This is a genomic window from Ktedonobacter racemifer DSM 44963 (genome assembly GCF_000178855.1).
In the GTDB taxonomy this organism is placed as follows: Bacteria; Chloroflexota; Ktedonobacteria; order Ktedonobacterales; family Ktedonobacteraceae; genus Ktedonobacter; species Ktedonobacter racemifer.
Genome location: NZ_ADVG01000001.1, coordinates 220,486 through 245,685 on the forward strand (window position 1 = coordinate 220,486; position 25,200 = coordinate 245,685).

Annotated in this window: 20 protein-coding genes and 5 pseudogenes; 11 read left to right on the forward strand and 14 right to left on the reverse strand. The window is 52.9% G+C overall.

Annotated elements, in window-relative coordinates:
* Positions 1–9: 9 nt before the first annotated feature.
* The 7 genes and pseudogenes from iscB to KRAC_RS01055 form a co-directional block, all read right to left on the reverse strand.
* The gene (gene iscB, locus KRAC_RS01025; RefSeq protein ID WP_007903802.1) at positions 10–1,299 is read right to left on the reverse strand and encodes an RNA-guided endonuclease IscB; all 1,290 of its coding nucleotides are present in this window, start codon (positions 1,297–1,299) and stop codon (positions 10–12) included.
* 303 nt (positions 1,300–1,602) lie between these two features.
* Positions 1,603–1,947: pseudogene (locus KRAC_RS64995) on the reverse strand (zinc ribbon domain-containing protein); the annotation flags it as partial.
* 40 nt (positions 1,948–1,987) lie between these two features.
* Positions 1,988–2,569 carry an IS200/IS605 family accessory protein TnpB-related protein gene (locus KRAC_RS01035; protein WP_052567826.1) on the reverse strand — a complete coding sequence of 194 codons (582 nt, stop codon included), beginning with the start codon at positions 2,567–2,569 and terminating at the stop codon, positions 1,988–1,990.
* Complete coding sequence (gene ltrA / locus KRAC_RS01040; RefSeq protein ID WP_007903803.1) at positions 2,562–4,358, reverse strand: group II intron reverse transcriptase/maturase; 1,797 nt, start codon at positions 4,356–4,358, stop codon at positions 2,562–2,564. Before ltrA ends, KRAC_RS01035 begins: the two co-directional genes overlap by 8 nt.
* Before the next feature lie 582 nt (positions 4,359–4,940).
* Entirely contained in the window at positions 4,941–5,642 is a 702-nt protein-coding gene (locus KRAC_RS01045; RefSeq protein ID WP_052567827.1) for a transposase, read from the reverse strand.
* A gap of 151 nt (positions 5,643–5,793) precedes the next feature.
* Positions 5,794–6,711 (reverse strand): annotated as a pseudogene (locus tag KRAC_RS01050) (RNA-guided endonuclease InsQ/TnpB family protein); the annotation flags it as partial.
* The gene (locus tag KRAC_RS01055) at positions 6,683–7,297 is read right to left on the reverse strand and encodes an IS607 family transposase (RefSeq protein WP_007903805.1); all 615 of its coding nucleotides are present in this window, start codon (positions 7,295–7,297) and stop codon (positions 6,683–6,685) included. The pseudogene KRAC_RS01050 and the gene KRAC_RS01055, both read right to left, overlap by 29 nt.
* 518 nt (positions 7,298–7,815) lie before the next feature.
* Between KRAC_RS01055 and KRAC_RS01060 the strand changes: the two genes are divergently transcribed.
* Positions 7,816–8,820 (forward strand): aldo/keto reductase, encoded by a 1,005-nt coding sequence (locus KRAC_RS01060; RefSeq protein ID WP_007903806.1) that lies wholly within the window; start codon positions 7,816–7,818, stop codon positions 8,818–8,820.
* 192 nt (positions 8,821–9,012) lie between these two features.
* Here the strand turns inward: KRAC_RS01060 and KRAC_RS01065 are convergent, their stop codons facing one another.
* Positions 9,013–9,813 (reverse strand): inositol monophosphatase family protein, encoded by an 801-nt coding sequence (locus KRAC_RS01065; RefSeq protein ID WP_007903814.1) that lies wholly within the window; start codon positions 9,811–9,813, stop codon positions 9,013–9,015.
* Between the two features lie 1,069 nt (positions 9,814–10,882).
* On the opposite strand from KRAC_RS01065, the gene KRAC_RS01070 reads away from it, so the two are divergent.
* Together KRAC_RS01070 and KRAC_RS65000 are read left to right on the forward strand one after the other, a co-directional pair.
* The gene (locus KRAC_RS01070; RefSeq protein ID WP_007903817.1) at positions 10,883–11,512 is read left to right on the forward strand and encodes an IS607 family transposase; all 630 of its coding nucleotides are present in this window, start codon (positions 10,883–10,885) and stop codon (positions 11,510–11,512) included.
* A pseudogene (locus tag KRAC_RS65000) lies at positions 11,472–12,782 on the forward strand (RNA-guided endonuclease InsQ/TnpB family protein). The gene KRAC_RS01070 and the pseudogene KRAC_RS65000 overlap by 41 nt, the downstream one beginning before the upstream one ends.
* 97 nt (positions 12,783–12,879) lie before the next feature.
* On the opposite strand, the gene KRAC_RS01085 reads toward KRAC_RS65000, so the two are convergent.
* On the reverse strand, positions 12,880–13,455 hold the full coding sequence (locus KRAC_RS01085) for an IS4/Tn5 family transposase DNA-binding protein (protein WP_007903818.1): 576 nt from the start codon (positions 13,453–13,455) through the stop codon (positions 12,880–12,882).
* Positions 13,456–14,633: 1,178 nt separating this feature from the next.
* Here KRAC_RS01085 and KRAC_RS01090 point away from each other — a divergent pair.
* The 5 genes and pseudogenes from KRAC_RS01090 (at position 14,634) to KRAC_RS01110 (ending at position 18,519) form a co-directional block, all read left to right on the forward strand.
* On the forward strand, positions 14,634–15,119 hold the full coding sequence (locus tag KRAC_RS01090) for a DUF305 domain-containing protein (protein ID WP_007903821.1): 486 nt from the start codon (positions 14,634–14,636) through the stop codon (positions 15,117–15,119).
* A gap of 86 nt (positions 15,120–15,205) precedes the next feature.
* Positions 15,206–16,714 carry a YncE family protein gene (locus KRAC_RS01095; RefSeq protein WP_007903823.1) on the forward strand — a complete coding sequence of 503 codons (1,509 nt, stop codon included), beginning with the start codon at positions 15,206–15,208 and terminating at the stop codon, positions 16,712–16,714.
* Positions 16,715–16,894: 180 nt separating this feature from the next.
* A pseudogene (locus KRAC_RS78030) lies at positions 16,895–17,026 on the forward strand (asparagine synthase-related protein); the annotation flags it as partial.
* A gap of 130 nt (positions 17,027–17,156) precedes the next feature.
* Positions 17,157–17,381 carry an asparagine synthase-related protein gene (locus KRAC_RS78035; RefSeq protein ID WP_274532073.1) on the forward strand — a complete coding sequence of 75 codons (225 nt, stop codon included), beginning with the start codon at positions 17,157–17,159 and terminating at the stop codon, positions 17,379–17,381.
* A gap of 175 nt (positions 17,382–17,556) precedes the next feature.
* The gene (locus tag KRAC_RS01110; protein WP_007903829.1) at positions 17,557–18,519 is read left to right on the forward strand and encodes a tyrosine-type recombinase/integrase; all 963 of its coding nucleotides are present in this window, start codon (positions 17,557–17,559) and stop codon (positions 18,517–18,519) included.
* Here the strand turns inward: KRAC_RS01110 and KRAC_RS01115 are convergent.
* The 5 genes and pseudogenes from KRAC_RS01115 to KRAC_RS01135 all read right to left on the reverse strand — a co-directional run bounded on the left by KRAC_RS01115 (position 18,509) and on the right by KRAC_RS01135 (position 22,699).
* On the reverse strand, positions 18,509–18,877 hold the full coding sequence (locus KRAC_RS01115) for a recombinase family protein (protein ID WP_244421911.1): 369 nt from the start codon (positions 18,875–18,877) through the stop codon (positions 18,509–18,511). The two genes, KRAC_RS01110 and KRAC_RS01115, sit on opposite strands and share 11 nt — an antisense overlap.
* 59 nt (positions 18,878–18,936) lie before the next feature.
* A complete protein-coding gene (locus KRAC_RS01120) occupies positions 18,937–20,283 on the reverse strand; it encodes an IS701 family transposase (protein ID WP_007903831.1) in 1,347 nt (448 codons plus the stop codon).
* Positions 20,253–20,579, reverse strand: a pseudogene (locus KRAC_RS75150) (recombinase family protein); the annotation flags it as partial. The gene KRAC_RS01120 and the pseudogene KRAC_RS75150, both read right to left, overlap by 31 nt.
* Before the next feature lie 420 nt (positions 20,580–20,999).
* Entirely contained in the window at positions 21,000–21,722 is a 723-nt protein-coding gene (locus KRAC_RS01130; protein WP_040441703.1) for a hypothetical protein, read from the reverse strand.
* Positions 21,723–22,117: 395 nt separating this feature from the next.
* Positions 22,118–22,699, reverse strand: coding sequence for a CGNR zinc finger domain-containing protein (locus KRAC_RS01135; protein ID WP_007903835.1), 582 nt, complete (start codon positions 22,697–22,699; stop codon positions 22,118–22,120).
* A 488-nt stretch (positions 22,700–23,187) separates the two neighbouring features.
* On the opposite strand from KRAC_RS01135, the gene KRAC_RS60450 reads away from it, so the two are divergent.
* The 3 genes from KRAC_RS60450 (at position 23,188) to KRAC_RS01150 (ending at position 25,081) form a co-directional block, all read left to right on the forward strand.
* Positions 23,188–23,697, forward strand: coding sequence for a DUF302 domain-containing protein (locus KRAC_RS60450; RefSeq protein WP_007903836.1), 510 nt, complete (start codon positions 23,188–23,190; stop codon positions 23,695–23,697).
* 48 nt (positions 23,698–23,745) lie between these two features.
* The gene (locus tag KRAC_RS01145) at positions 23,746–23,964 is read left to right on the forward strand and encodes a hypothetical protein (protein WP_007903837.1); all 219 of its coding nucleotides are present in this window, start codon (positions 23,746–23,748) and stop codon (positions 23,962–23,964) included.
* A gap of 85 nt (positions 23,965–24,049) precedes the next feature.
* Positions 24,050–25,081: a zinc-binding dehydrogenase gene (locus KRAC_RS01150; protein WP_007903839.1), complete on the forward strand. Its 1,032-nt coding sequence runs from the start codon at positions 24,050–24,052 to the stop codon at positions 25,079–25,081.
* The last annotated feature ends 119 nt before the right edge of the window (positions 25,082–25,200 follow it).

A 25,200-nucleotide genomic window follows, 5' to 3' on the forward strand; every position in this document is an offset into this window, starting at 1 on the left:
CCCCTGGCTTTAGCCATGGGGAGGAGCATGGCGCACTCCTTTCTGTGTATACTCATAGCCATCGGATCGTTGCACACAACGCATATATTTGGGGTGAATATCGACCTTCTCCAGTCGGAATGAAGGCCGATGACGAATGGCTATCCGTCCTTCAAATGTTCCTTTGGGCGTGATGGCTTTGACCAGATCACCCGTTTGATACCCAAGAAATGTCTTTTTGCGCTCTTTGTGCTGCTTGGGGAATCCATACTTGTCAGGCACACACATTTGCCTCCTCCCATGCCCTGTCGCTTTGATTCGCAGTGGGATGACTCCCTTCTGCAAAAGCACATCAGGTGTGCTCTTGCCTACGCAAGCTGCATCGAGCCAGTGGGTTTTGGGGAGTCCTCGCGTGGTACGATTAAACTTCGTCAATCCACCGCTCCCACACTCGACAGGCAAGCCGATAGCTTTCAGCCGTTCGAGCAAAGCACATCGTGTGCTATTGACAGCGCTGGCATCCTTGAGTGGCTTTTTGACCTGAGCGAGAAGACGCTTGAGCACTTCAGGTTTCTTTTTCAAGAAGACTTCGATCTCCTGAGTGCCTTTGGCAGTATTGCATGGTTCGCACGCCAAGGTAAGATTGCTCATCCTGTTCGTACCACTGCGGGCACGTGGATGGATATGCTCTACCTGAAGCGGGACATCTTGTTTGCCACAATAGGCACACGTGCGTTCCCATTTTTCCAGCAAGTATTCCCTGACCTCATAGCCTTGCAAGGTTCCTTGCTGGTATTCCACACCTGCAATGTCGGGATTCTCCATCAATTGCATATCAAACTTCACAAGCTCCTGACTGAGAGCGGCAATGGGAGCATATCGACACAGGCGAGCTACCCACGTCAGAATGTTGGCAAGGCGACTTTCTAACGATGGTGGCAACCATCCCTTCTTCCTCCGTCGATTGTCAAATCGCGGCTTGCGGTAGCGTGTTTTACGCTGCCTACGCCCCTGGCGACTTGCACGACGACTATCCAGGCTGTCTTTCATCGCGTGTCCTCGATGCTCAAGTTCAGCCGCGAAGACGACGTGACCGTTGGCATCGTTCACCAAGGCAATCCCTGTCGTTTTGCTACCAGGGTCGAGTTTCAAGCGCAATGGCTGTACCTCTGGCTGCTCGACCACCCGGCGAAGGAGAATCGTGAAAGGATATCTCCTATACACGGCTGCTTTGCCTTGCTTGAGCAAGCGCCTCGCGTGTCCTGGATGGACCGGATTTAATGGTTTGCAGTCACTATCAATCACAAAAACATTGCTCAAGGTGAGCCTCCTGTTTCCAGGGTGATGTTTGCCTCGACAATGATAGAGGGCGGTACTTTTCCCTGAGCACTGTCTTCAACCCCGTATGACTGTTTAACTCAGAGATTCTAGAGCTACCGGCTGGCACGCACCCGTAGGTAGGAACTTGAACACTTCACCTCTATCGTAGCCTGATAACCTCCTACCGAAGTAGAAGATTCTGGTTAAGTCTGGACAGGTCCGGGCTTGCTTTCACAAGCCCCTGCCTTTAGGCATGGGGTACCTGACACATTCTCCTGCCTTTCTAACTCTACTCAAAAGTGCTCACACACTCTCAAATAGATTCAATTGCTGCACGTGCCCCTCACAGGAAGTCCCCATGACTTCTACGCCGCTTTGGGTCGCATACAGCACACCGCACTCAGGACGAGCCTGAGCGTGTGGCTCTCGCCGAGCAAAGTACCTCGTCAGGATATTGTGCGCACTGTTTTCATCGCGGTCCATGACGAGTCCACATTCCACGCAACAATACGTTCTCTTCCACAGTGGCATCGCTTGCAGATTCCCACAGCCACTGCACTGCTTGGAGGTGTTGCGCTCATCTAAAAAGTGAAGCTCTTTCCCGTACAACTGGCATTTGTAGGTGAGCATCTGAATGAAGGTGTACAGTATCTTAAAATGATGACACATATGCCTATGTGGCATCCGTTCAGACGGCCAGCCGTCTCGGGAGAACTGCGGCTCCCACTACTCCTCGCCCCACTTGCAAAGGGTCGGAGCTACTTTTGCGTAAGATGTTGTACGATCCGTTGATATCGGCATGAATGAGGCGTCCATCCCTGGCGCGATACCAACTGCGAGCCACACGCTTGCCTGAAAACACCGGCTTCTCAGCAGCGTTCGCCTCATAGGGTGGGATGGGGTCGCCGTCCAGAAAGCTGGCCTTGCTGGTGTAGCTTTCTTCCTGAAGGATGACCCTGACCCCAACCAGGTGCGCTTTGTAGGTCAACTGCTCAATGAAACGAGCATGGGGAAGCTGCACAAACTGCTGATTGTTCCTGCGCCCCATGGTCACCTCTTGTTTCCACAAGGGATTCTTGCCAATCACCAGTGTTCCGATGCCTTCGCTCACCAACAGATCAATGATCCGACGGCTGGCCGTGTGCAGATACGCATCCACACGGCGATTGCGCTTCGTCGTCACACGATCCAGGTGGCGGGAGGTGTATCGGTTCTCATGCGCGAGGCGTTGCTGCTGCTTGGCGCGCTCTTTGTTGTTAAAACTAAGCATGAGTGTCACCACTCCTACTCGTCTTCAAAACCGTGCTTGACAGTTTCCCGTCACACGGCTCCTCAGTAACATGGCCTTTGTCGTAGGTACCGTTGGCCTTTTTCGAGTGGCGCTCGTCGTGGCAATGACGATGGAGAGCGAACTTGTTGCTCAATTCCTCTCCGCCTCCTTCACTTTTCGGGGTAATGTGATCGATCTCTATGAGGTCTTCATCTTTGAAGTACAGTCCACACCAACGGCATTTTCCCTCTTGCTTCTGTAAAAGTTTTGCTTTAACTCCGTTAAGAAGCGGGTGTTTCTTGAGTCGCTGGCTCCAGTAAAGAAGATTTCCGTCATATGGGCTGGCAGTTCCTTTCACTTTTACATGACGCCGGATGTATGTTTGTTGGTGGTTTCGTAGTTGTAGGTCGGGGGTTCGGAAGATCCATCCCTTTCCTTCATCCACTTTCCAATACTTTTGCATAATCCAGTGTCGATTTTTGTTTGGGTGCCTGCGATTCGCCCATCTTTCCAGTTGTCGAAAAAGTACCATGTCGCAGTGCTTGAATGCCCTTCTTGCACAGATGCTTCGGTAGTAGTTTGCCCATCCGTAAATGACCGGGTTCAACTCTTTAATGAGCTTTTCCTGTTTCATGCTCCGGTGCTCTGCTACCAGACGATGCGTTTCTTTCACATGGTGCGCAATCGCTTCCTTACTGGGTCTGATGAGTGTCTTGAAGCCAAGTGGTTGACCATTAGGCCGCTTTCCGGTGTGTGTTTTCCCCATCGGATACTGGCGTATGGTGAAACCAAGGAAATCAAATCCCGTTTTTCCCTGATATTCCATCAAGGTGTGCGTGATCCGTGTCTTGCTCGGCTTGAGTTCTAGTCCAATGCGCTGTAACCATTCCGAAAGGATTTCTTTTGCTTTTTCGACGCCTTCGAGCTTGGGATGGAAAACCACCAGATCATCGGCGTAGCGGACAAATTTGGGTCGTCCCTCCTTCCACCGGTAGGCCGCTATCAAGTCCGTTTCCATACCATGAAGCGCGATATTCATAAGTAATGGTGAGATGACTCCCCCCTGCGGGGTTCCTTTCCGGGTCTCGTCAAATATGCCATTATCAATGATTCCCGCTTTGAGCCAAGCTTTCACAAGCAGCCTTACTGCGGGATAGGTGTCGAGTTTGGCGAGAAGTGCCTGATGATCAATATGATCAAATGCTCCTTTAATATCGGCATCCAGGACATACTTTGCCTGTGTGCAGATATTGGTGTGAATGGTTTGAATTGCATCATGACAGGAACGTCCAGGGCGGAAACCAAAGCTATTGGGTTCAAATTTGGCTTCCCATTGTGGCTCTAAAGCGAACTTTACGAGGCACTGGTGCGAGCGATCTCGCATGATGGGAATCCCCAAGGGTCTTTTCTCATCCTTTCCAGGCTTGGGAATATAGATCCTTCGCACTGGTTGGGGTTTGTATTGAGACCATTGCTTGGGGTGGATTTGTTCAGCCAGAGTGAAACGCTGGGCCGGTTTGACTGATTTTACTCCGTCAATGCCTGCTGTGCGTTTTCCCTGGTTGTCTTGGGTCACTCGTCGAACCGCTAAAAGCCTTGTCGCTCTGGATTTCATCAGAAGTTTCTGTAGTTTGTGGACTGCTCTTATGTTGCCACGGCTCTCGGCTTTGAAGATGCGCTTTTGTAGGCGGTAAACATGCTGCTCAAGCTTGCGCCAGGGCAGTTTGTTCCAACTTTCACTCTCAGGGTCAGGTGGTAGCTTGATCTTGGGTGCCTTCGTTTTCACCATACTACTCGTTTCTCTTCATTCCATGTTACCGTGCCTACGTCAGCATATCCTGGGCATTACCCCAGGCATTGGCTTTTTAGGCAATCCTTCTCGGAGGCAGCTTGCGGATGGTTTCCTGCTCATCGTATCGACCTCCAATGAGAGCGTACCTTCGAGTTACTCCGTTCCGATTATCTGTTTTGCGCTGCCGTAGGTTTGTGCTATCCACCGGGTACGCTAGTGAGTGAGGCAGGGTATCACTACACTACCCTTTCACTTTCTCCATTGTTTCGCAGATTGGTACCTTACCTTTTGGTCAAGTCTATCAGCCTGTTTGACTTGTTCAACCTAACGATGGTTCCGTTGCACATTCGCGTTATTCATTCTGTTGAATGAACTGCTAACCATAGCCGCCTGACTCGGAGATGGGTCTGCTTCAGACTAGCAGTTTCCTCTCCTGGATACCCGCTTTACGGATTGAGGACCAGTCGCTACCGTAGGGCATCGTCTTTCCGTGCTCACTTCACAGGTGAGGAATTGCACCTCACGTCAGATAATCAGTTATCAAGACATTGATCAATGTCTTGCCAGCCTTCCCCTTACTTATCCAGCAAGTTTCGGCTGAACGGATCGCACGTAGCACTGATTGAGGCTTTTGAGGGGTTTACCACTCACCAGACGAGGCACAAAACCAGGTTTGTCGCTGGTGATGGCTGCCAGCACATTGACGCCCACATCTACGGCTGCTCGAAGCTGTGGGGTGACCGCAGCCGGTTGGATCTCCTGCTCATAGACGACCTCCAGCATGTAGCCATCAGCGCGTGGAACGATGCGTACCTGCCTGATGGCCTCCCAGGTGATCTGAGTTGCGATCTCGATGGGCAGTCCTGATGGGACCAGCTTGCCTGTGCGCTTGAATGCCCTCTTGCCCAGGGCTTTTTTCTCGTAGATGAGCAGGAAGCGGCCTTTGGCCTTGTCTTTGTAGCCAGGAAGCTTGGGGCGTCCTGTGAAGGCGGAGGGGTCTTCGCGGTAGGCCTCCATCCCTTCAAAAAAGCTGCCCCAATTGTGGTGAAGTTGAATGAGGATGGCATTACTGACTTTGCGAGGCAGGGCACAATAGGCCTCATGGTGTTTCAAGCGATGAAAGATGGCAGCGTAGGGCAGGTAGGTTCCCTCGTGAATGAAGGCTTGCCGGACGTGGTAATTGGCCTGGTTGTACAGGTTTTTTGAGGCAAAGGCCGCCTGGTCAATGAGAGCAAAGCGTGCATCCTGGTGACGAATGAGATGTCGTTCGACCAACTGCATCTGGTGGCCTCCTCCTTTTCCAACAACACGTCCTTCAAGTCGATGTGCCTCTCTCTTGTTCTTTGATTGAAGAACATTCTTTCCAATAGAACTCTACCAGAGACGCCTTCATTTGTCAACATCTGGCATAATTGCCTGGAAACGTTTTTAACACCCCCCATTCGTTATAGACTGCCCGATTGAGGTGTTTGTTGCGCTCTCGATGCTCTTTCATGACCATTTGCCGCTGGGAAAGATCGCCAACCACAACGGTTCTCTCAACCAGTTTGTGGGCTATCAAGTGTGACGCTTTATGGAGACTATCCCGTTGTTTGTTGCATTTCTTCTGGGAAACGCGCTTGTAGACCTTGCTCAAGTGGATATACCGACGTGATTTTTTCTTGCATTTGTCACGCTTTGATCGAATCTTATCAAGCTGCTTGTTGTACCAACGTGCCCCCTTGAAGCCGCCAATGGTATAGACCCTGCCTTGCTCGTTGACGCCTGTTGCCAGCGTTTTGATGCCAAGGTCAAAGGCGACCGTTCCATCAGTCTCGCAGTGTTTCTCTTTGCGCTCTCTGACAAAAGAGGCATAGTAGTTGCCTCTGGCATCTCGACTGATAGCAACCTCTTTAAAGTGTTCTGGCGGTGTCTCTGTCAGACGTGCGACGATGTTGGGGTAAACCTTTGCACCATGTTTCCCTCCGCCACCAGTAGGCAAAATGAGCTTATCGCCTTCAATCTTGATGTACATTGCCGGATAGCAGAGCGTGAAAAAGCAGTGACGCGGGCGTACACGCGGGAATCCCGGCTTTTCTCCTGCTTTGACCCTGCGATAGAACGCTTTCATCGCACCATCAAGGCGATAGTAGACCTCCTGAAGGAGTTTGCCATACACTTGAATCAGCTCAGGATCATGCAGCTTGCTTTCTTGCAGGCTCTTCTTGGCTTCGTAGAGATTCCACTTTTCGCCTTCACGGAGTTTGAGTACCCACCAGTTATACAATCCACGGCACTTGCCCTGCATGAATTCCAGGGTGGCAACATCTTGTTCACTAAGATCAATCCTGATCTTTTTGCAAAGCAGCATCTTTGATCGCTTTCTTGTAGGAGCGCAGGCCGTGAAGGCGTGCCGAAAAGACGGTCACTATGGCAATCAGGTCGCGTACAAGCTCTTGCTCAGGAGAAAGGTTTTCGCCATTGATAACGATAAGTTCAGTATGGTGCCGTTGGCAAAAAGCTTCAAAGTATTCATAGCCAAAGCGAACTAACCGATCCCGATGGGCAAGAATAATACGCCGCACTTGACCAAGCTCCACCATCTCCATGAGACGATTAAACTGTTTGCGTTTGTAGTTGAGCCCACTGCCAATATCCGACATCCATTCATCGACCTCGAGCGAATACTGGTGGCAATAGGCTTCTAACGCTTTGGTTTGATTGACCAGATCAGGCTTTTGGACAATCCCAGAGACACGCGAGTAAGCAATGGTAAGTCCCTGCTCTGGCGCTTTCAACCCGCGATACTCAAGGTACTGATCGTGCGTGTAATAGCGCCTGTTTGATTGTGGGGAACGATGGGCAACTAACTTCCCTTCACGGTCCCATTTTTGCAGTGTCTTGGTGGACTTGCCAATAAGTTTGCCAAACGCTTGAATATCATATATGTTCTGCATAAGCACATTTTAACACAATTGAGTGCTTATGTCAAAACTGTTTTAATTCTCCATGTTGGCACGATGCGAGAAGAGCGAGGAGTTGCCTATGCGACGCGCGTGCTCCTCGCCACATTTGAACGCCTAGACCGCGAGAGCAAACAGAATCAACGTCAGTCAAGACGAACTGGAAGGCAAGATGGGGCAAGAGTTGCGTGAAGTTTGCGCCCACCAACAGTGCGGCTCGCAGTACTACCAGGCTCATTGTGACCAATGAAGGTAGCAATGAAAAAAGAGACCTTGTTAGGAACAGGTTGCGAGCCATCGCATTGTTCCAGGTATGTCTAACACATCATTGATATGGGCATAGAAAAACAGCGTTTTTGGACCATGAGAGAGCAAATTTCTTCATCGATGGTTTGCTCTTTCTCAAACGAAAGAAGTACAATAAGGCCACATCACCCCAAAGAATTCTTAGAGGGGGATAGAAATGCCAGAATCCCATCTCTCCTTATGTGAGGAACAGGAGGAATACAATAATGAAAATCAAGCGCATGGGCCGCACAGGACTACATGTCTCTGAAATTTGCCTGGGTACCATGACCTTTGGCAACCAATGTGATGAGCCAACCTCGCGTGCCATTATGCAAAAAGCCTTTGACGCAGGAGTGACGTTCTTTGATACCGCCGATGCGTACCCGCTGGGAGGGTCCCTGGAAACAGTTGGGCGTACCGAGGAATACATCGGACGCTGGCTCAAAGGTCGCAGAGAACAGATTGTCCTGGCGACCAAGTTTTTTGGCAAGATGGGTCAGGGACCTAACGAGCAAGGCGGATCACGCAAGCACATTGTTCAGGCCGTAGAGGCGAGTTTGCGTCGCTTACAAACGGACTACATCGACCTCTACCAGATGCATTTTCCTGATCTGGAAACGCCCCTTGATGAAACATTGCGCGCTCTAGACGATCTGGTTCACAGCGGCAAAGTGCTCTATATTGGCTGCTCCAATTATCCAGCCTGGCTGTTGACGAAGGCGCTTTGGACCAGCGGTAAATTGGGCCTGGCTCGCTTTGACTGCGTGCAACCGCGGTACAATCTCTTATTCCGCCATATCGAAGCCGAGTTATTCCCACTTGCGCTTGACCAGGGAATAGGGATAATAAGTTATAATCCTCTGGCCGGAGGAGTCCTGACAGGACGCTATCAACCAGGGCAACAACCGAGCGAGGGGACACGTTTCACGCTCGACAGTGCTGGGAAGCTCTATCAAGCCCGATACTGGCAAGATGCGCAGATGCAAGCGGTGGAAAGGCTCAAGTCGTATTGCCAGGAACGCCATCTCTCGGTGGCGCAACTCGCGCTGGCCTGGGTCCTTTCTCAACCTGCAATTACGTCGGCCATCGTGGGCGCGAGCAAACCAGAGCAACTCGACCAGACCCTCCCGGCGGTTGATCTGGTCCTCGATGAACAGATGCGAGAAGTATGTGATGATGTCTGGTATCAACTTCCGCGCGAACGCAATCGAGATGTCGCCTTCCGTTAGCTCATGGATAGAGAGCAGAAGCCTTTGCTGCTAGCTAGCAAAGGCTTCGACGGCACTCTGAGCGTATCCCACTTGTATAGAAGAGGGAACCGCCATGCCTGTAATTACTCCAGCAAACCCTGAGCTATAACAACTCAAACTCGTCTGGGGGCCAATATCCCAAACTGGAATGAGACAGTAGCACAGCATGCTCTATTGCTCAAGGAATAGATTCTGAAATGTATCGTGAATGATGCCATTACTGTAGAGGTACAACGGTTTGGTTCTGTTCTCTGTGATGGTCGTGATCTTGCCCCCAGCTTCTCTCACAAGAAGTTTTCCAGCCTCAATATCCCATGGATTCGATGTACGGCTTACCAGTGCATCTGCTCTCCCACAGGCAACATCTGCAAGTTCGGTGACAATGGAACCAACGATGCGTGTTCGGTGGACATGAGCAGTTATCGCAGCAAAGTCTTTCAGTCCTTCTTCGACAACGCGAGGATCGCGAGACGAGGAGAGATCCCCAACATGGACTAATGCATTCTCGACGGTAGCCACCTGTGAGACGCTGATTTTTTCTCCATTGAGATAGGCTCCCTGGCCCCGTATCGTTGTAAATATCTCGTTTCTTGTGGGGAGGTAGATGACTCCTCCTACCGTTTCCTGGTTCGCAATCAAGGCAATAGCGATCCCAAAGGAAGGGCTACCATGTTGGAAATTAGCGGAACCATCCACTGGATCAATCGTCCAGTACTGGTCTTGCCTTCCAAGAACGCCAGCTTCTTCAGAAAGGACACCAATAGAGGGAGCTTCCCGTTGCAACACAGAGAGGATAATCCTCTCCGATCCAAGATCTACATCCAGGAGGTCATCTTTGTAGGCCTTCCTATGTTGTACCTGTGCCTGACCAAGATGCTCAAGAAGATACCTTCCAGCTTCGCGACTAGCCTCCTCTGCAATTTTGATGAGAGCAGGGACCTCTGATAGGGATACAAAAGTGGTTGATGTCATACGTTGCAAGCTCATCCTTCCAATGAATACATGATTGAATGCACAGCCATTCTTGTTGTATAGCATGCGAATGATGCTTGTCAATATGTAGAGGCATGTGTCTGCGGGGCGCGTAAGACCTCTGCCTGAAGGCCTGTCTTTTCTACACCTGGAACAAGGTGATGTTGCAAAATAGCTGAAAAAGCCTTCTTGGAAAGAACAGATGACAGAAAATGGGCTTCAGCCCGCGCAAGCCACGGGTCTTTAGACCCAGTGGTTAGCGGTCCTGGTTTTAACCCTTGCATCTCGTGCATTTCCACTTTTTTGCGCCTCTGTGAGAATATATCGGTAGTACCTTGAAAACTAAATGGTGTACGGGTTCCGTAGCGAAGGGCTACGGGTAAAAACACTACCGTGTTAACCAATGTGCAAGCTATTTGCTGCTGCGAAGGCACGGGTAGCCAATCCACGGCTTTAGGAAGTGGAGCAGCTAGGACAAAATAGCTTAGGAAAAGCCTCCAGCCTGGCGGGTCTATTCCCCAGGAATGAGCCTCGAAAGAGGCGGGTGTTGCTTCTCTCCAGGTTGCCGAAAACGAGAGTTGTGGGCCATTCTTCCCTTCTCGAGAGGCATGAGAGCAGCAACGCGCATGGCACCGCGCAAGAGAGACCACGCATGAATGGGTGCGTCCTCTCAGCTTTTCCTCCTCCACTACGAAGGGCAATGAGTAGCAGCCACGCTGCATTTCTCAGCTTCTCGCGTACAGAGGAGAGGCAGAAGAAGCCACTGGGCTTTAGCCCAAGTGGAGTGTCACAAACAGAGAAGTGAACACTCAAGCTTCCCACCCCACATCCATCTTGAGCTCCGACGTGCCAGTCTTCTTTTTTTTGCGCGCTTCGCCCTGATACGACGTTTACGCAGGGCCCATTTTGGTAAGCTTAATTTTTTTGCAATGCTCCCCTCAACATCACTCCTTTGGCGCTCATCTTCAGCAAACTCGTGATCCGATTCCGCCGACAACCGCTCAGTTTTTTAGAAGGAGATCTGTACTAGGTATTGACAAAGTGAACGAAAGTGAATTAAAATCATTACATGTACTCAATCGCACAATTTGCCAAGCAGGTGGGTGTCAGCGTGAAAACCTTGCAGCGCTGGGATCGGGAAGGCCGTCTCAAAGCGAAACGAACCCTTTCTGGGCGGCGCTACTATGATGAGGCCGATCTGGCTACGGCGCTCAACCTTCCTCAACGGCCAGCCATCCGCCGAATGGTGGCCTATTGCCGGGTGTCGAGCCCTGCTCAACGACCGGATTTACAGAACCAACGGGCCGCCTTAGAGCGTTATGCAGTCTCCAAGCAGCTGGTGGTGGATGAGTGGATCATGGAAATCGGGGGCGGCCTCAATTTTGAGCGCACACAGTTTCTCAGGCTCGTAGACGCCATTGTCGAGGGAGAGGTTTCGTGCCTGCTCATCGCCCATCAGGATCGGCTGGCTCGCTTTGGCTTTGCTCTGCTCAAGCATCTGTGCGAGACGCACCGCACGGAATTGGTCGTGATGAACACCGAGACGCTCTCGCCCGAACAAGAGGTAGTGCAGGACTTGATGAGTATTGTCCACGGTTTTAGTTCACGCTTGTACGGCCTCAGGAATTACCGCAAAGCCTTAGAGAAAGCGCTCAAGGATGAAAACCGCGCACAAGATCCGGATGAACCCCACCCCTGAACAGGTGGAGTATCTCAAACGAGCCTGTGGCACGAGGCGATTTATCTACAACTGGGGACGGGAACAATGGGAGAAGCAGTATCAGGCGTACAAAGCCGAGCAGGAAACCGTTCCCCAAGAGCAGCGCCTGCTCAAACCGCCACATGCCCTTGCGCTGAAGGCGCACTTCAATGCGATTCGAGAACACGAGTACCCATGGACCTATGACGTCACGAAATGTGTGGTGGAGGGTGCCTTCGACGACCTCAAGAAAGCGTATGACAACTTCTTTGCAGGCAGAGCGAACTACCCGCAGTACAAGAAAAAGGGGAAGTCGCACGAGTCGTTTTATCTCTCCAACGATAAATTCACCTTGGGAAGCCATTGGATCTCGATCCCCGGGCTTGGTCGCTTCATCCTCGATCAACGCCAAACGAAGAAGGACCGAGGCAAGCTCTTACGCAAACTGGGGACGGTGAACCTCGCCGAAAAACTGCGCTTCGTCGAAAAGGGGGCGGCCACCACACCCAGGAAGAAGCGCAACCAACGCAAGCACGTCGTGTGCGAACGAGTCAAAATTCTGGGGGGGACCGTCAGCTGTGAGGCGGGCCACTGGTACGTCTCCGTTCAAGGAGACATCACGCGGGAGCGTTGAGGCGCTCCCGAACCAGCGGTGGGGGTGGATGTAGGCTTGAAGCACGCTGCTGTGGTGAGCGATGGGCGCAGGCTTGAGAACCAAAGGCCATTGGCGCTCCATCTCAAGAAACTCGGCAAGCTGCAACGCAAGCTGTCAAAGAAACAGAAGACGAAAGACCCTCAAACCAAGCGAACCGTGTTCAGCAAGCAGCATGAGAAGCAACGACTCAAGGTCGCGCGCAAGCATCAGCAGATCGCCAACATCCGGCGGGATGTCCAGCACAAGTTCACGACCGAACTGGCGCGAACCTGTGGGGCCATCGGCATCGAAGACCTCAACATCGTGGAGATGATGGCCAACCGGAAGCTCTCGCGTGCCGTGGCTGATGCCGCGATGGGGCAACTGTTGCAGTTCCTCAAGACCAAAGTGGCCAACGCCGGGGGCGAGCTCTTCATCGCCTCGCGCTGGTTCCCCTCGACCAAACGCTGTTCGTGCTGTGGGCAGGTCAAAAAGCGCATGCCGCTCAAACACCGCACCTATGAGTGCGTGGCCTGTGGGCTGGAATACTCACCAGATGAGCATCCGCCCCAGGAAGAGCACGAGCCAGGGTCCCCAGATGCACGCGCGTCAAGCTCGGCTTGCTCATCCTCTTGAGAAACCTCCACGTTACGATCCTGGGCCACTCGCAACACGCGCGTTATACCCAAGATCCTCACACGCCTGCCAAAATGTGTACACATCGCTATTGCTATCACTCACATAGATCCATTGGTGATGCTCTGGCACCCGCCCAATCTGCTGCACACTCTCTTCCCAGACACGCGATTCCCGCACCCGCTTTTTGCGCTCCGACGCGCGTTTCCCCAATGGGAGCAAGCTGACGAATAAAAGGGGAGAGCATCATGCATCCCAAGATCGCCTGCGTTTGGGGGTCCATCGCAAGCACAGTGTGCAAACTGAAACCGATATCTTCTCGGCTGTTGCCCACTGGTCCCCGTCCTTTGAGTGCGTTATGGGTCGTGAAGTCAAACTCGGTCGTGTCAGCCAACAGGAACGTACGAGAACATTGGGTCGCCGCGTGGTAGGTTTGGCTCCAGTGGGGGAGCAAGAGATCTTCATACCCGTAGGCGGGATTGCTCAAGAAACGATATCCCCCCTGCGTTTCCCCCCAGGTCTCTAATGCGTGAGGCAAGGAGGCTGATGGGTTCTCTGCCAGGGCGTTCGCGATCTTGATCAAACGATCAGTACGACGCGGATCTCCCAGTTCTGCTGCTCCGAAGGTCTGGGCGGCCCATTTGTCGGCATGCTGCAAAGGTTCTTGTTCCATGAGCCTTCCTCCTTCGCTTGTTCTTGCTTTTCTTTTCAGCACGCCAACACTTCTGTGTAAGTGACAGGCTTGAGCCCTAGGGAGAGAAGGCGCGTTCCTTTTGCGGTGGATAGGGTGGTTGGGGAGAACTCTGTCCTTGTGTTTGTGCTCATAGTGTTGTATAATTACAACCATGAAGAGGTATGGAGAAGAACAAACTGCGATTTTATCCATAATTTGGCTCTTCCTTGAAGCATATTATGCCGATCCACTTGGCTTTTTTCCTTAATGTATATTGCAGAGATAAAGTTGAAAGTGAAGCCATATATTGGCAGTGATTCAAATTTGTGATCCATATGGCGGCAGTGAGGATGTTCACACGAATTCACGTCAAAAAACAAATTCAGGGATCGATTTCACTGCCACAATATGGATAATTCGGCAGATTATGGCTCATAGACACGTTTGGTGATACGGATTGCGCATGCAAGAGCGCACCAAGCCCTCGCACATCTTCGAGAGCATGGAGAGGAATCAGCATGGCCCTTCCCTATTTCCAGGCTGATCCGATTCCATTTCTTATCACCAAACGAGTCCATGAGCCAGATTATGGTTCACGAAGAACCTAAGCCAGTACGCTAACATTTGCGTAAACATGCTGAACTATTCGAGACACACCCATCGAAGTGGTCGAGACGAGGAAGCCTATACAATCGTAGATGGGTGAGATCATCGTGTACATGTTGGAATTAAGCGGCTGCTGCTCAGGTGGCAAAGTCAAAAACGGCACGCACACTGAGCCTGAACTCGCCAAATATCAAGCGCAAAAATCGACTTCGCCACCAGTAGTTCATGCGTCGTAGACGCGCCAGGGCCTATGAAAATAGTGGTATTGGGGACATTTACATACATATAGCGCTATTTTCAGGGGAGTAGAATGATTTTACGCGTTCCTATGACTTCATAGGCTTGGGCGATGCATCACGTCAATCGGGTGGTATATCTCTTGCTCTCGTCAACTATTCTGACTAAAGACCTCCTCTGCTGGCAGGGGTAGCTATAGAAGGAGAGGAAGAGACAGTATCACTATGATAACTTGATATCTCTTTTCCCATATGCAAGCGTTTTCACATTTGCTGTGCGAAGCCAAGCAAGTGATTTGGTACATCGAAGATCTGTAAGTTTCGGAGGAGAGCGCAATGAGAAGGAGACGATCGCTTGGCATCTTTTGTGCTCGCGTACAGCGGCGACTAGAAGCACATCTACGAGCACACAAGCAACGTGATGAAACCCCACATCCAACAGTCATGTACACACTGAGAGACAGAGCGTCTCGCTTTCGATGGATACTGTTCAGTCTAGGGGTGATATTGCTTGCCAGTGCTCTCATCGTGGGTATCGCACAGAAAAACACGACACCCTCTTCCAATGCTGAGGAAATGTCGTTCCTGGCTCAGAGCGATGCGGCCATGACCAGGATGATGGCCGCCATGCAGATCAAGCCATCTCATAATGTCGATAAGGACTTCGTCGCCATGATGGTGCCACATCACCAGGGAGCTATCGACATGGCAAAAGCTGAGTTGAGTTACGGTCACAACGAGCCTCTGCGCAGGCTGGCCCAGGGCATCATCGCTACCCAGCAGCAGGAAATCGGAGCGATGCAGCGCGCTTTGAGGGGATAACCCCTCCGTCTGGGCTAGCTCTCTTTGACCATTGTACCATGGATATTTTCGTATTGGACGCCTACGCAAGAAACAGGAGCATCCATATGAAACGCAAAGTCTTCGTTGTCATGCCGATCACCATCACTCTGGTCATGGCATTGCTCATTCCTGTGTCCTTCGTGACCACCACGACCGCCCGGGCGGGACAGGTCCCATTTGGGACAGCTACCTCTCCAGATATCCCCATCAGCCATCGAGACCGCGTCTATACAGCAGATCAATGGTCAAATACCGTTACCGTCACTGATCCAGTCGACAACAAGCTCCTGGGTGTCATCCGCCTTGGAGAAACGACTCCAGCCAATCTCAGCCCCCTGTATTCTGGGCAAGTGTTGGTGCATGGTATGGGCTTCTCGCCCGACCATCGCACTCTCCTGGTCGTCTCGATTGGCTCAAATTCAGTGGCCTTCATCGATACCGCAACCAATGCCGTGAAACACATCACCTATGTTGGACGCTCGCCGCATGAAGCGTTCTACACGCCAGACGGCAAGGAGGTCTGGGTGACCGTCCGTGGCGAGAACTACGTCTCCGTTCTTGATGGCACCAGCTATCAAGAGAAAATGCGCATTACCGTGCCAAATGGACCAGGCATGACGATTTTTTCCCCGGATGGCAAATACGGCTATGTCTGCTCCTCCTTCACGCCTGAAACCGATGTGATCACTGTTGCCGACCACAAGATTGTTGGGCGGGTCACCCAGGCAAGCCCGTTTTGCCCCAATATTGCGGCGACACCGGACGGCAAACAGGTCTGGTTCACATTGAAGGATACTGGCAAGACGGAGGTGTTTGATGCCCATCCGCCTTTTTCCATCTTGAAAACGCTCGATACGGGACCGATTACCAACCACATCAACATCGTCCACAATGCCCACGGCACGTTTGCCTATATCACAATTGGTGGACTCAATGAGGTCAAGGTATTCCGCACCGACAACTTCGCCCAGGTTGCGACCATTCTAGTTGGTGCATTGCCGCATGGGATCTGGCCGTCTGGCGATGGAACACGGATCTATACCGGGCTTGAGAACGGCGATAGCCTTGTCGCCATCAATACACTGACCAACAAGGTGCTAGGGACAAGCCCGATTGGTCAAGCGTGTCAGGCGATCACGTATGTGCCCAATGCCGTGCCCAGCAGCGCGGGCACGCAGGGACTCACTTCGCTTGGCATCGCCGAGCAAGCCACGCATCTCTCGCTCGTGCCAAGAGAGAACGGCAAACCGGCACAGCTGAAATCCGGCCAGCAGGCACCCACCAGTGTCTCGCTGTTTGATCAAGGGCAGGTGCAAGTGCTGCAGGCAGCAGTGACCGGGCTCGCCCCCAAGCACTCCTATGTGCTTGCTCTCTCCTCTGATCCGAACGGCAATGGTACTCTCGAGCCGCTGGAGGCATTCACGACGAACCAGGCAGGCGCTGCCATTGTCAACACCGTTGGCCCAATCCGACAAGTCGTACAGGGACAGGAGAACATGACACGCCGCTACCTTGTCATCGTTCCCGGGACTGTTCAACAGCAGAGTGCTCCTGTTCAGGTCCAGGCGCCATGAGGAAGAAACGTTGTTCTCTGGTACGCCAGACTTTTTCGCAAAAATCGCATTGGTGGGCCAGATGAAGTTACCTGCTCTTTACGGAAGCTGTTTGGAGCCGTTAAGCGTTTTCTGACTGGCCTGTAAATAGTGGAAATAAGCGGATCTCCGTCAGGTTTGGTGATTCGGAAATTGCAGAGTTACCTGAATCAGACCCACTTCCTACCTTTTCTGCTGGAGCGCAAGGATCGCATGAGTATGGCGACAGGCTTTGAAGCACGTGTCCCTTTCTGCGATTATCGGTTGGTTGAATATGTCTGGAATGTTCCCTACTGCTGCGTTCCTCATTGGCGCTGACATTCCTGCTAGCTAAACCTATGGGTAAGGCATGCCTGCTTTAGCCCTAGACCTTGATTCAGCGTTTTATTCATACCAATGAGGAACGCAGCAGTAGGAGATGAAAATGGCCGATGACATCGAAAAGGGTATCCTGCGTCGCGCCTTTGCATCTGTGTTGCCTGAAGATGTGATCAGGCGCAAAAAGAGCGCCTATCCAAATGCGCAAAATCCTCTCTACGAGAAAGCGACTCGCGAATGGGCCCTGCATATTCTGCACGATCCGAACGCGCCAATTCATCCCCTCCTTGATGAGGTGAAATGCGCGAAGCTGTCACCAGGGGCAAACTAGCCTCGTAGGGAGCTCATATCATCTCTTCATTGTTTCCTCTTCAGGCCTTTTCCCTCTTGCCTTGAGCAGCATTTTACGGTAGAATAGCTCGTACTAGAAATCTCATCATAGATACGTGGTTCTAGTACGAGCTATTTGGAAAACGTGCTTGAGAGAAAGAGAAAGCGTCGCACACATGGAATCGGAGCCATCAAAGATCCTCGCCTTTCCCAAAGATCCTGCTCTTCTTTGGATCGAGACCTATCAACAGACACGTCTGATGCATCTCCCGGTAGGCACGAGGGCCGTGTATATGAGTATTCTCCGTCAGTTCACCCAATGGGTTGCGGAGAGAGCAAAGGAAAAAGAAGGGTTTCACCCTGACCATCTCACTGCCCCAGTGATTGAACGCTATCTCTTCGATCTCTCAAGCCAGGGATACAGTTACGCCCACTGCAAACGCGTGAAGTCAGTCATCACGCACTTCTGTCAATGGTTCGTTGATGAGCAAAGAATGCTTCCTCAGAATCCTGCACGCGGCGTGAAACTTGCCCGATCTTCTGCATCTGAGCCGACGCCTCCCCGCACGCTGTCTCCTCAACAGCGGAGCATCCTTCAGAATCTCGTCAAGCAAGGTGACTTGCGTGGGCAGGCACTCTTTGCACTTGGCTACTGGGCGGGTTGCCGCGTCACTGACCTCACCCACCTTCTCATGGAGCATACGCATGTTGGAGGAAAGAGTGGATGGCTCCATCTGGGAGAACCCTCCTCCAGGGTTCGGGATATCGACCTGGTGAATGAAGCACGCCGTGCCCTGTATGCCTACCTTCAGAAGCGAGCGCGTGATGAGTCGAGTCCCTATATCTTTCCTTCGCAGCGAAGCACACGACTCTCCGAGGCTGGTCTGCATCACTGGTTTCGTTCTCTCAAACAGCAAGCGACTCCAGAAGAGTACGCAGTGATCGCCGATATCAGCTTTCATGATTTGCGCGATGACTTTGCTCACCGAGCACTTTTGGCTGGGTGGACCCTGGAGGAGGTCGCCTACTATTTGGGGCATGTGACGAAGAGCGGGACCCCTGCGCTCCAGACCACGTTGCGCTATACGCAGACGACGCGAGCACAGGTCAAGGAAAAGCTGCACACGCTCAGAGGGTAGATGGCTTGTTTTCTGCTGATTTCTCAGCATTAACGACATATTTATAGAACGTAGCCCGGCTCTTGAAACCGGTGAGAGCCATAATCTCGGCGATGCTATTCTGCCGGGCCGCGTAGAGTTGTTTGGCGCGATCCAGTTGCTCAGGGCGCAGCGTCTCGCTGGCTTTGCGTCGGCCTCCTGTGCGTCCACGGGCACGGGCAGCATCCAGTCCGGCCAGGGTGCGCTCGCGGATCACATCGTGCTCGAACTCGGCCAGGGCAGCCATCATGTGGAACATGAGTTTGCCAGTGGGTGTGGTCGTGTCGATGTTTTCCTTGAGGCTCTTTAACTCAATGCCCCGCTGCTCCAGGGCCTGCACCGTTTCGATCAGGCCTGTCAGTGTGATCCTGACGAAAAGATACCTGGACTTTGCACATTTTAAGCTGAGGAACAGACGATATCAGCGAAGCGAGAGAGGTCTGAGCGCGGAAGTAAAATGACATTAGGTTTTTGGGGCAATGTCGAATAACGGAAATCATTCCACAGATGACGCCGCACAACAGCAAGCACATCGGCGAACGTCGCCTGGCGCTTTCGGTACCACGCTGTTTGTTGGAATGGAATATCCCCTGTGGGATGGTGGTGGTGACCAAGAAACGCGACCAAGCTGTAGAGCCCAAAGAGGCAAGGCGTCATCCGTTCGATCGCCTTGTCTGACCATTGTCGCTGTGTCTCCACACCTAAATGTGCCCGGCTCTCTTCAAAGGTGACTTCAGCACACCAGCGTTTCATAAAATCGGTGATGATAGAGAGGCCAGATTGGGTTTGATCAGTCGAGAAGTAGGCTCGTGGCTCGTGTTTCCCCTCGGGATCACGGTTCAAAACCCATCGGATAGGTAAAGGCGTTTGACCTCCGCGATACCACAGTGCCGTTGCACTGCACCATTCGATCCGCCGTTTGCCTTGTCCATACCATGTGACCCAGGCTTGCTGCCAGGTAGTATGTGGGTCAAAGAGCACCTGATCAAACTGCGGGAGGCGTTGGCCTATCAGGCGTGGTCGCCCCATTTGGCGTGGTTGACGTGTTGGAGGAGGCGTATAGAGACAGGCATCAAAACGCAACGGGGCGATGAGCGTGATCTGCTGTTTTCGGCAGGCCGTTCCCAACTCTACAACACTATATGCGCCATCACCAACAAGCTTGATAGCTCGATCAGGGAGCCATCGGCGTACGAGCTTCATGAGTTGTTTAGTCCAGTCTGGAACGGTTTTATGCCGGCGCCCTAACCTCATATCGACCTCCTCGGAAGTCAACAAGACACAGAGAAAAGGAAGTGCCCAGGGTCGGCTCGTCCACGGAGGGGTGACGATGAGCATCAGGCAAAGCCACCTCAAACCACGACTGATCCTCTTATGCTTCTCTGACGAGCGCACAGGGTCATGGTAGTATCCACACTTCGTAATATGTGGCCCCCATCGCCGCTCTAACGTTTCATCTGCTACGATTTCACCTGTTGCCCCTTTGGGAACAAACGTCTGAACGAGCAGCAGCAATAGAAGGCGACTGATTCGAAGAGGAGACCAGCGAGCGCGACTGAGGACATGGTGGAAGAGATTGAAATGCCTTTCTTCTTGCAGTCCTGCCGCTCGTAGCGCTGCTGTTACTGTCCTGCGTCCATGCGTCAGGAGCGTTCCTTCAATAAGTTGCACGACCTTTTGCCAGGTCGGCCTCGTGAAAGCTCCTCGGAATGGAGCTAAAAGGCTCGCAAGAGGATGTGGGAACACTGGAAGAAACCTCCTTTTCTCGCACAACGGACACTACTATTCCTTGCAGTGTACTGGCAGAGGTCAAAAAGGCTCTTCAGTAAAAATGTGCAAAGTCCAGGTATCTTTTCGTCAGTTTCGCACTGACAGGCCATCAGGTCTTTGAGCGAGCGTCCGAGGCGGTCGAGCCTCCAGACGACAATGACATCGCCCTCACGTGCGATATCAAGCATGCGGAGAAATTCTGGGCGGTCAAATCGTTTGCCCGTCATTTTGTCGGTAAAGGTTCGTGCGCACTGCTCTTGCCGCATGGCATCTTCCTGGAGCGCGGTCGTTTAAAAGACAAGCACAAACGCGTACAGACGAACCTGAGGGATCTCCCGGAAAACGAAAGAAGAGGAAAGAGCCCACGAGTCAGCTTCTCAGGCCCATTCAAGATGAACAAAATTGGGTGCATAGAAGCCTGTTAAGTATGCCTAAGCCGCTTTTGTACACCAACAGGAAGGAAGGAACAAACGTTCGTTATTTCCTACCATTTCATTTTCCGGGAGATCCCTCAAGTAGCGCTTACATCATGCTTTCCCGCTCATTTTACTTTGCCTAGCTTGGCTCAAGCTGCTCTACTGGCGGTTTGTCGTCTGAGAAAAAGCAAGGCTATATAAGCACAAAACTGTTACTTCTCTCGCAGAATGTATTCTTTCGTTAAGAATACACCAAAGGGCCTACTGAAAAATGCATTAGGTCGTGAGCCGGAAATGACTCAGATCGAGCGAGATCAGCAGCAGGTCGCGAATCGGTTTCCGACCTGGCCCACGCACGTACGCACGGCGCCTGGTCGGAAAGCGGAACCCATCGGCCTCCACAATGTCGTGGACATACTGCGCCACCGGAACGCTGCCCGCCACATCAAGGTGGTAGTCGTGCCGACGCAGAAGGAAATCGTCGCCGAAGTAGAAGTCCTGCTCCTGGCTATGGCTGGCGATTGCGTCTGGAAAGCGCGCACGCAACCCGCGCCAAAGCTCCCCATCTTCTTGCCACGGCGCGATTTCGGCGACCTGGAAGCCAGGCATGGCCATCAAGAATGGCGTTGTGAGGTAGGTCCATATCGTGTAGCCGCTCCAGTACGCATTGTGAAGCGGATCCCACACCGTCTCCAAAACGTGGCCAGCGAAAGCGGCCCTTGGATTGGAGCGCTCGCTGACGACGGCACCCGTGCTGGTTTCGATCGCGACCCGGTCGGGCGTGAAAGCCATGCGCCAGTCCGGTTGGCCGAACGGGCTGATAAACGTCGTTTCCTCATGCAGCGTGACCGTCCTCTCCCGGGGATTGGGATCATTTTCGAGGCCTTTCATCGGCCTCAAGCCCCCGCCAGCGACGACCGTAGCGGTCACCTTGTTGAAGGTGTTCCAGCGATCAAGGCCGCCATGTGCGGCAATGGCCCGTGCAAGCAGATCATTCATGTGTTCCTCTGTGATTGGGTTGAAAAAATGCACCATGTTGTTGCTCCAAAGAGACCACCTCACTTGGCCCACTCCGTCACGACTTCTTCCCCGTTTGGAAGGAAGAACTGCATCCCAGAATGTAAATGCGAGGATTCGATGAGGTACTTTTTGGGGCATTATCTGAGGTAATCTTTTCCCTCTCTCATGAGGAAAAACCGCTTCATAGGCCATACAAACCCTTTTTCTCCCTCAGGTAATTGTACAATTTCATCATCATCGAATTCGCGTATTTACAGGGCGGAAATGTCAGAACTCAGAACACGGCCAGCTGATAGAAAGAAGATCTCCCCACGAGTGCTACAAAAAGGCGACCTTTTGTGCTTCTTGTCCCCACGTGTGGCGCTCTTTTCTCGTCATTCCTCGGGGTGTGCGGCGCGTCGGTGTCGATACGCGCGCGCCTTCAGACGACTCCCGCACCCGGCCATCGAACACCACGCCCCGGAACGATTCTTGGATGTATCGTAGAATGCCTTCTGGCACCGCTCATTCCGGCACACTTTCAGCCTGGCCCAGGTGCCGTCCGTCATGGCGGTAAACACTATCCCGACGAGACGGGCAAGCGCTCCATCCACGCCAGCAAGATCCGGTTCGAGGGTGGGAGGTCCGTCGGGGTGCAGGTGCACTGTGAGCGGGGCGTCGAGGGCGTAGCGATTGAAGACCTCGATCGATGACGCCAGCATGGTTGTCTCCTGGTTTGCACGCAAGAGGCTGCGCAGCGCCTCGCGCAACTGGAACACCCGACGAACATCTCCCTGCGTGACCGGTGCGCCCTCGGCCAACAGACCATGCGCCACCAACCAGACGCGAAGCTGTTCTGGACTCGTCAGTTCCCGGTGTGCACGTCGCCCCTGTCCATACTGGGTGTTCACGAGCGCTTGCACCACAGCCAGCGCTCCCGGCGCCGCTTTGCTCTGCTCTTCCTGCAGAGTCATCATTTTGCTCCTCCTTCTCGAGGGTTATCACCAGTATACCATATATGACGGTAAATTTTCAAGAGGGAAAGGGCTTAAAATCACTACTAAAATATATTGACTGGTGATTTTTTGTGAGGTATACTGACACAGAGAAGCGAACATGCTACCCGATCCAGAACCGACACGCGCGTCCATCGACGTGAGTGCTCTTCGCTTCGCGTCAGGCATGCGAAAACGGGAGGTGTCATCACTGAGGTCCATGCTTGACGAGCGAACTGGTTCATGGAACCGATCAGTCAAAGGACCGCGCTCTTGATGCGCTCCTCCAGGGGAGAGTCTTTCCAGGCCGGTCGGAACAAGAAGCCGCACCGCGTTTTTCGCCCTGCTCTGGCGGAAACTCTCGAGTTTTTTCGGTGCTGGGAAGAAAACCGAGGAGATCCATCGGGGAAAGACCGTGACGACACCTCGTGCTCCGCTCAACAAAGAGAGCGAACAAGAAAGGGAAACCGATGAAATCGACCAGGTCGATCACCATTGAACATACGATCATTGCGTCGAACCAACCGTATGAGAAGGTCCTTGAGGGGCTTGAGAGCCGACTCGGCTCAGAGGAAGGCTGGCGGGAAACGGAACAACGTATCCAGACCCTAGCTGCCGCTCAGGCCCCGTTGGAGCAGGCAGAGGAGGCGATTGAAAGGCAACTCGGAACGAGCGATTTTACCATCTTTAAGGCGGTCGAGCATACCCCTTTTCACACTCTGGCAGGCAAAACCAGTCGAGCCATCCAGTATATGGCTGGCAATCCGCTGCTCGCCAATCAGATGAGCAGACTCCTGCCAGAAGTAGCCTTATATGCGCCCCTGCACTTCGTCGTGTACGAGGATGAGGCAGGCAAGACCTTTGTGGCCTATGACACCTTTGTCTCCCTGCTCGCCCAGTACCAGCGCGAGGAAATCACCCAGGTGGCCCAGGAGGTGGAGCACAAGTTGGAAGCGCTCCTTTCCGCAGTGACCCAGTGAGAGAGGTGTTTAGAGACACGACCTTGCAGAAGAAAAGAGAGGGGAAAGATGAAAGCAATCCGCTTCGAGCAGTATGGGGAGCCTGCCCAGGTGCTGACGGTTCAGCAGTGTCCTCTGCCGCAACCCGGGAAAGGGGAAGTGCGCATTCGCATGCTGGCCAGTCCGATCACCCCCTCAGATTTGCTCTTTGTGCGAGGGCACCATGCCGGGGTTCACCCCCATTTCCCCTCCCCTGAAGGAAGAAGATATGTCAATTTCGCAAAATAGTACCTTGTCGGTGTCTACAGAGATGCGGAAGAGTCTCCACTTCTCCTCTTCATGAGATTGAGAAAAGAAGAAAGAGAAACCAACGATGCGAGCAGCCATTTTTCGCGGAGCCTTTGCTATCCAGGTAGAGCAGATCCCCGATGCGGCTCTTCTTGAGCCAACCGACGCCGTGGTGCAGATTACTCATGCCTGTATCTGTGGCACCGATCTCTGGCCCTATCGCGGTCAGGGACCCTACCAGCCAGGCTGGCAAATCGGCCACGAATGGATGGGCATTGTGCAGGATATCGGCTCGGAGGTCCGCACTATCAAACGTGGGGACCGCGTAATTGCCTCCTATGACTTCTGTGATGGAACCTGTGAGTTCTGCCTCCAGGGACTCGATAGCGCCTGTGTGCAGGGTGGTCTCTGGGGCTTTGGACACGAAGGCGGGCAGGCCGAGGCTATTCGGGCGTGCTTTGCCGATGCCACCCTGGTCGTTGTACCTCCCGAGGTGGAGGGAGATGAGGCCCTGCTCAAGGCCATTCTGCCCTTGACCGATGTCATGGCAGCGGGCCATCACGCAGCGGTAAGTGCCAACGTCCGAGCGGGCGGACGTGTGGCGGTCATCGGAGATGGGGCGGTGGGCCTGTGCGCCACGCTGGCGGCCCGCCGCCTGGGCGCCGAACAGATCATAGTGCTGGGCCATCAACCCCAACGTCTGGCTCTGGCACGCCAATTTGGGGCCACCGACATCATCACCAGCAATGGGGACGAGGCTGTCCAGCAGGCGCTTGAGATGACGCAAGGAGGCGCACAAGCGGTCCTGGAGTGTGTAGGAGCCAAAGAAACCATCCAGATGGCGGTCACTCTCAGCCGTCCCGGTGGGACGGTTGGATTTGTCGGTGCGCCCCATGGCCAGGAGGTTCCGCTGGGACACATGTTTTCCTCCAATATTGGCTTACGTGGAGGACTGGCACCAGCGCGAGCATATCTGCCCGAACTCCTGGCAGAGGTCCTGGCAGGCAGGCTTGATCCTTCGTCTGTTCTGGATCGCACCGTAAGTCTGGCTGAGGTGGCAGCAGGGTATGCCGCTATGGATCAGCGCCAAGCCATCAAAGTCATGGTTCGGCCGTAACACGCTTGAGTCGCCTGGCTCTTCCTGCCATCCAGCATCCTGGCATGAGGCTTCCAGTTCTGACAGAACCTCATCAAGGGCTCTGTCAGAACTGGAACAACACCTTGGTCAGGTGACTT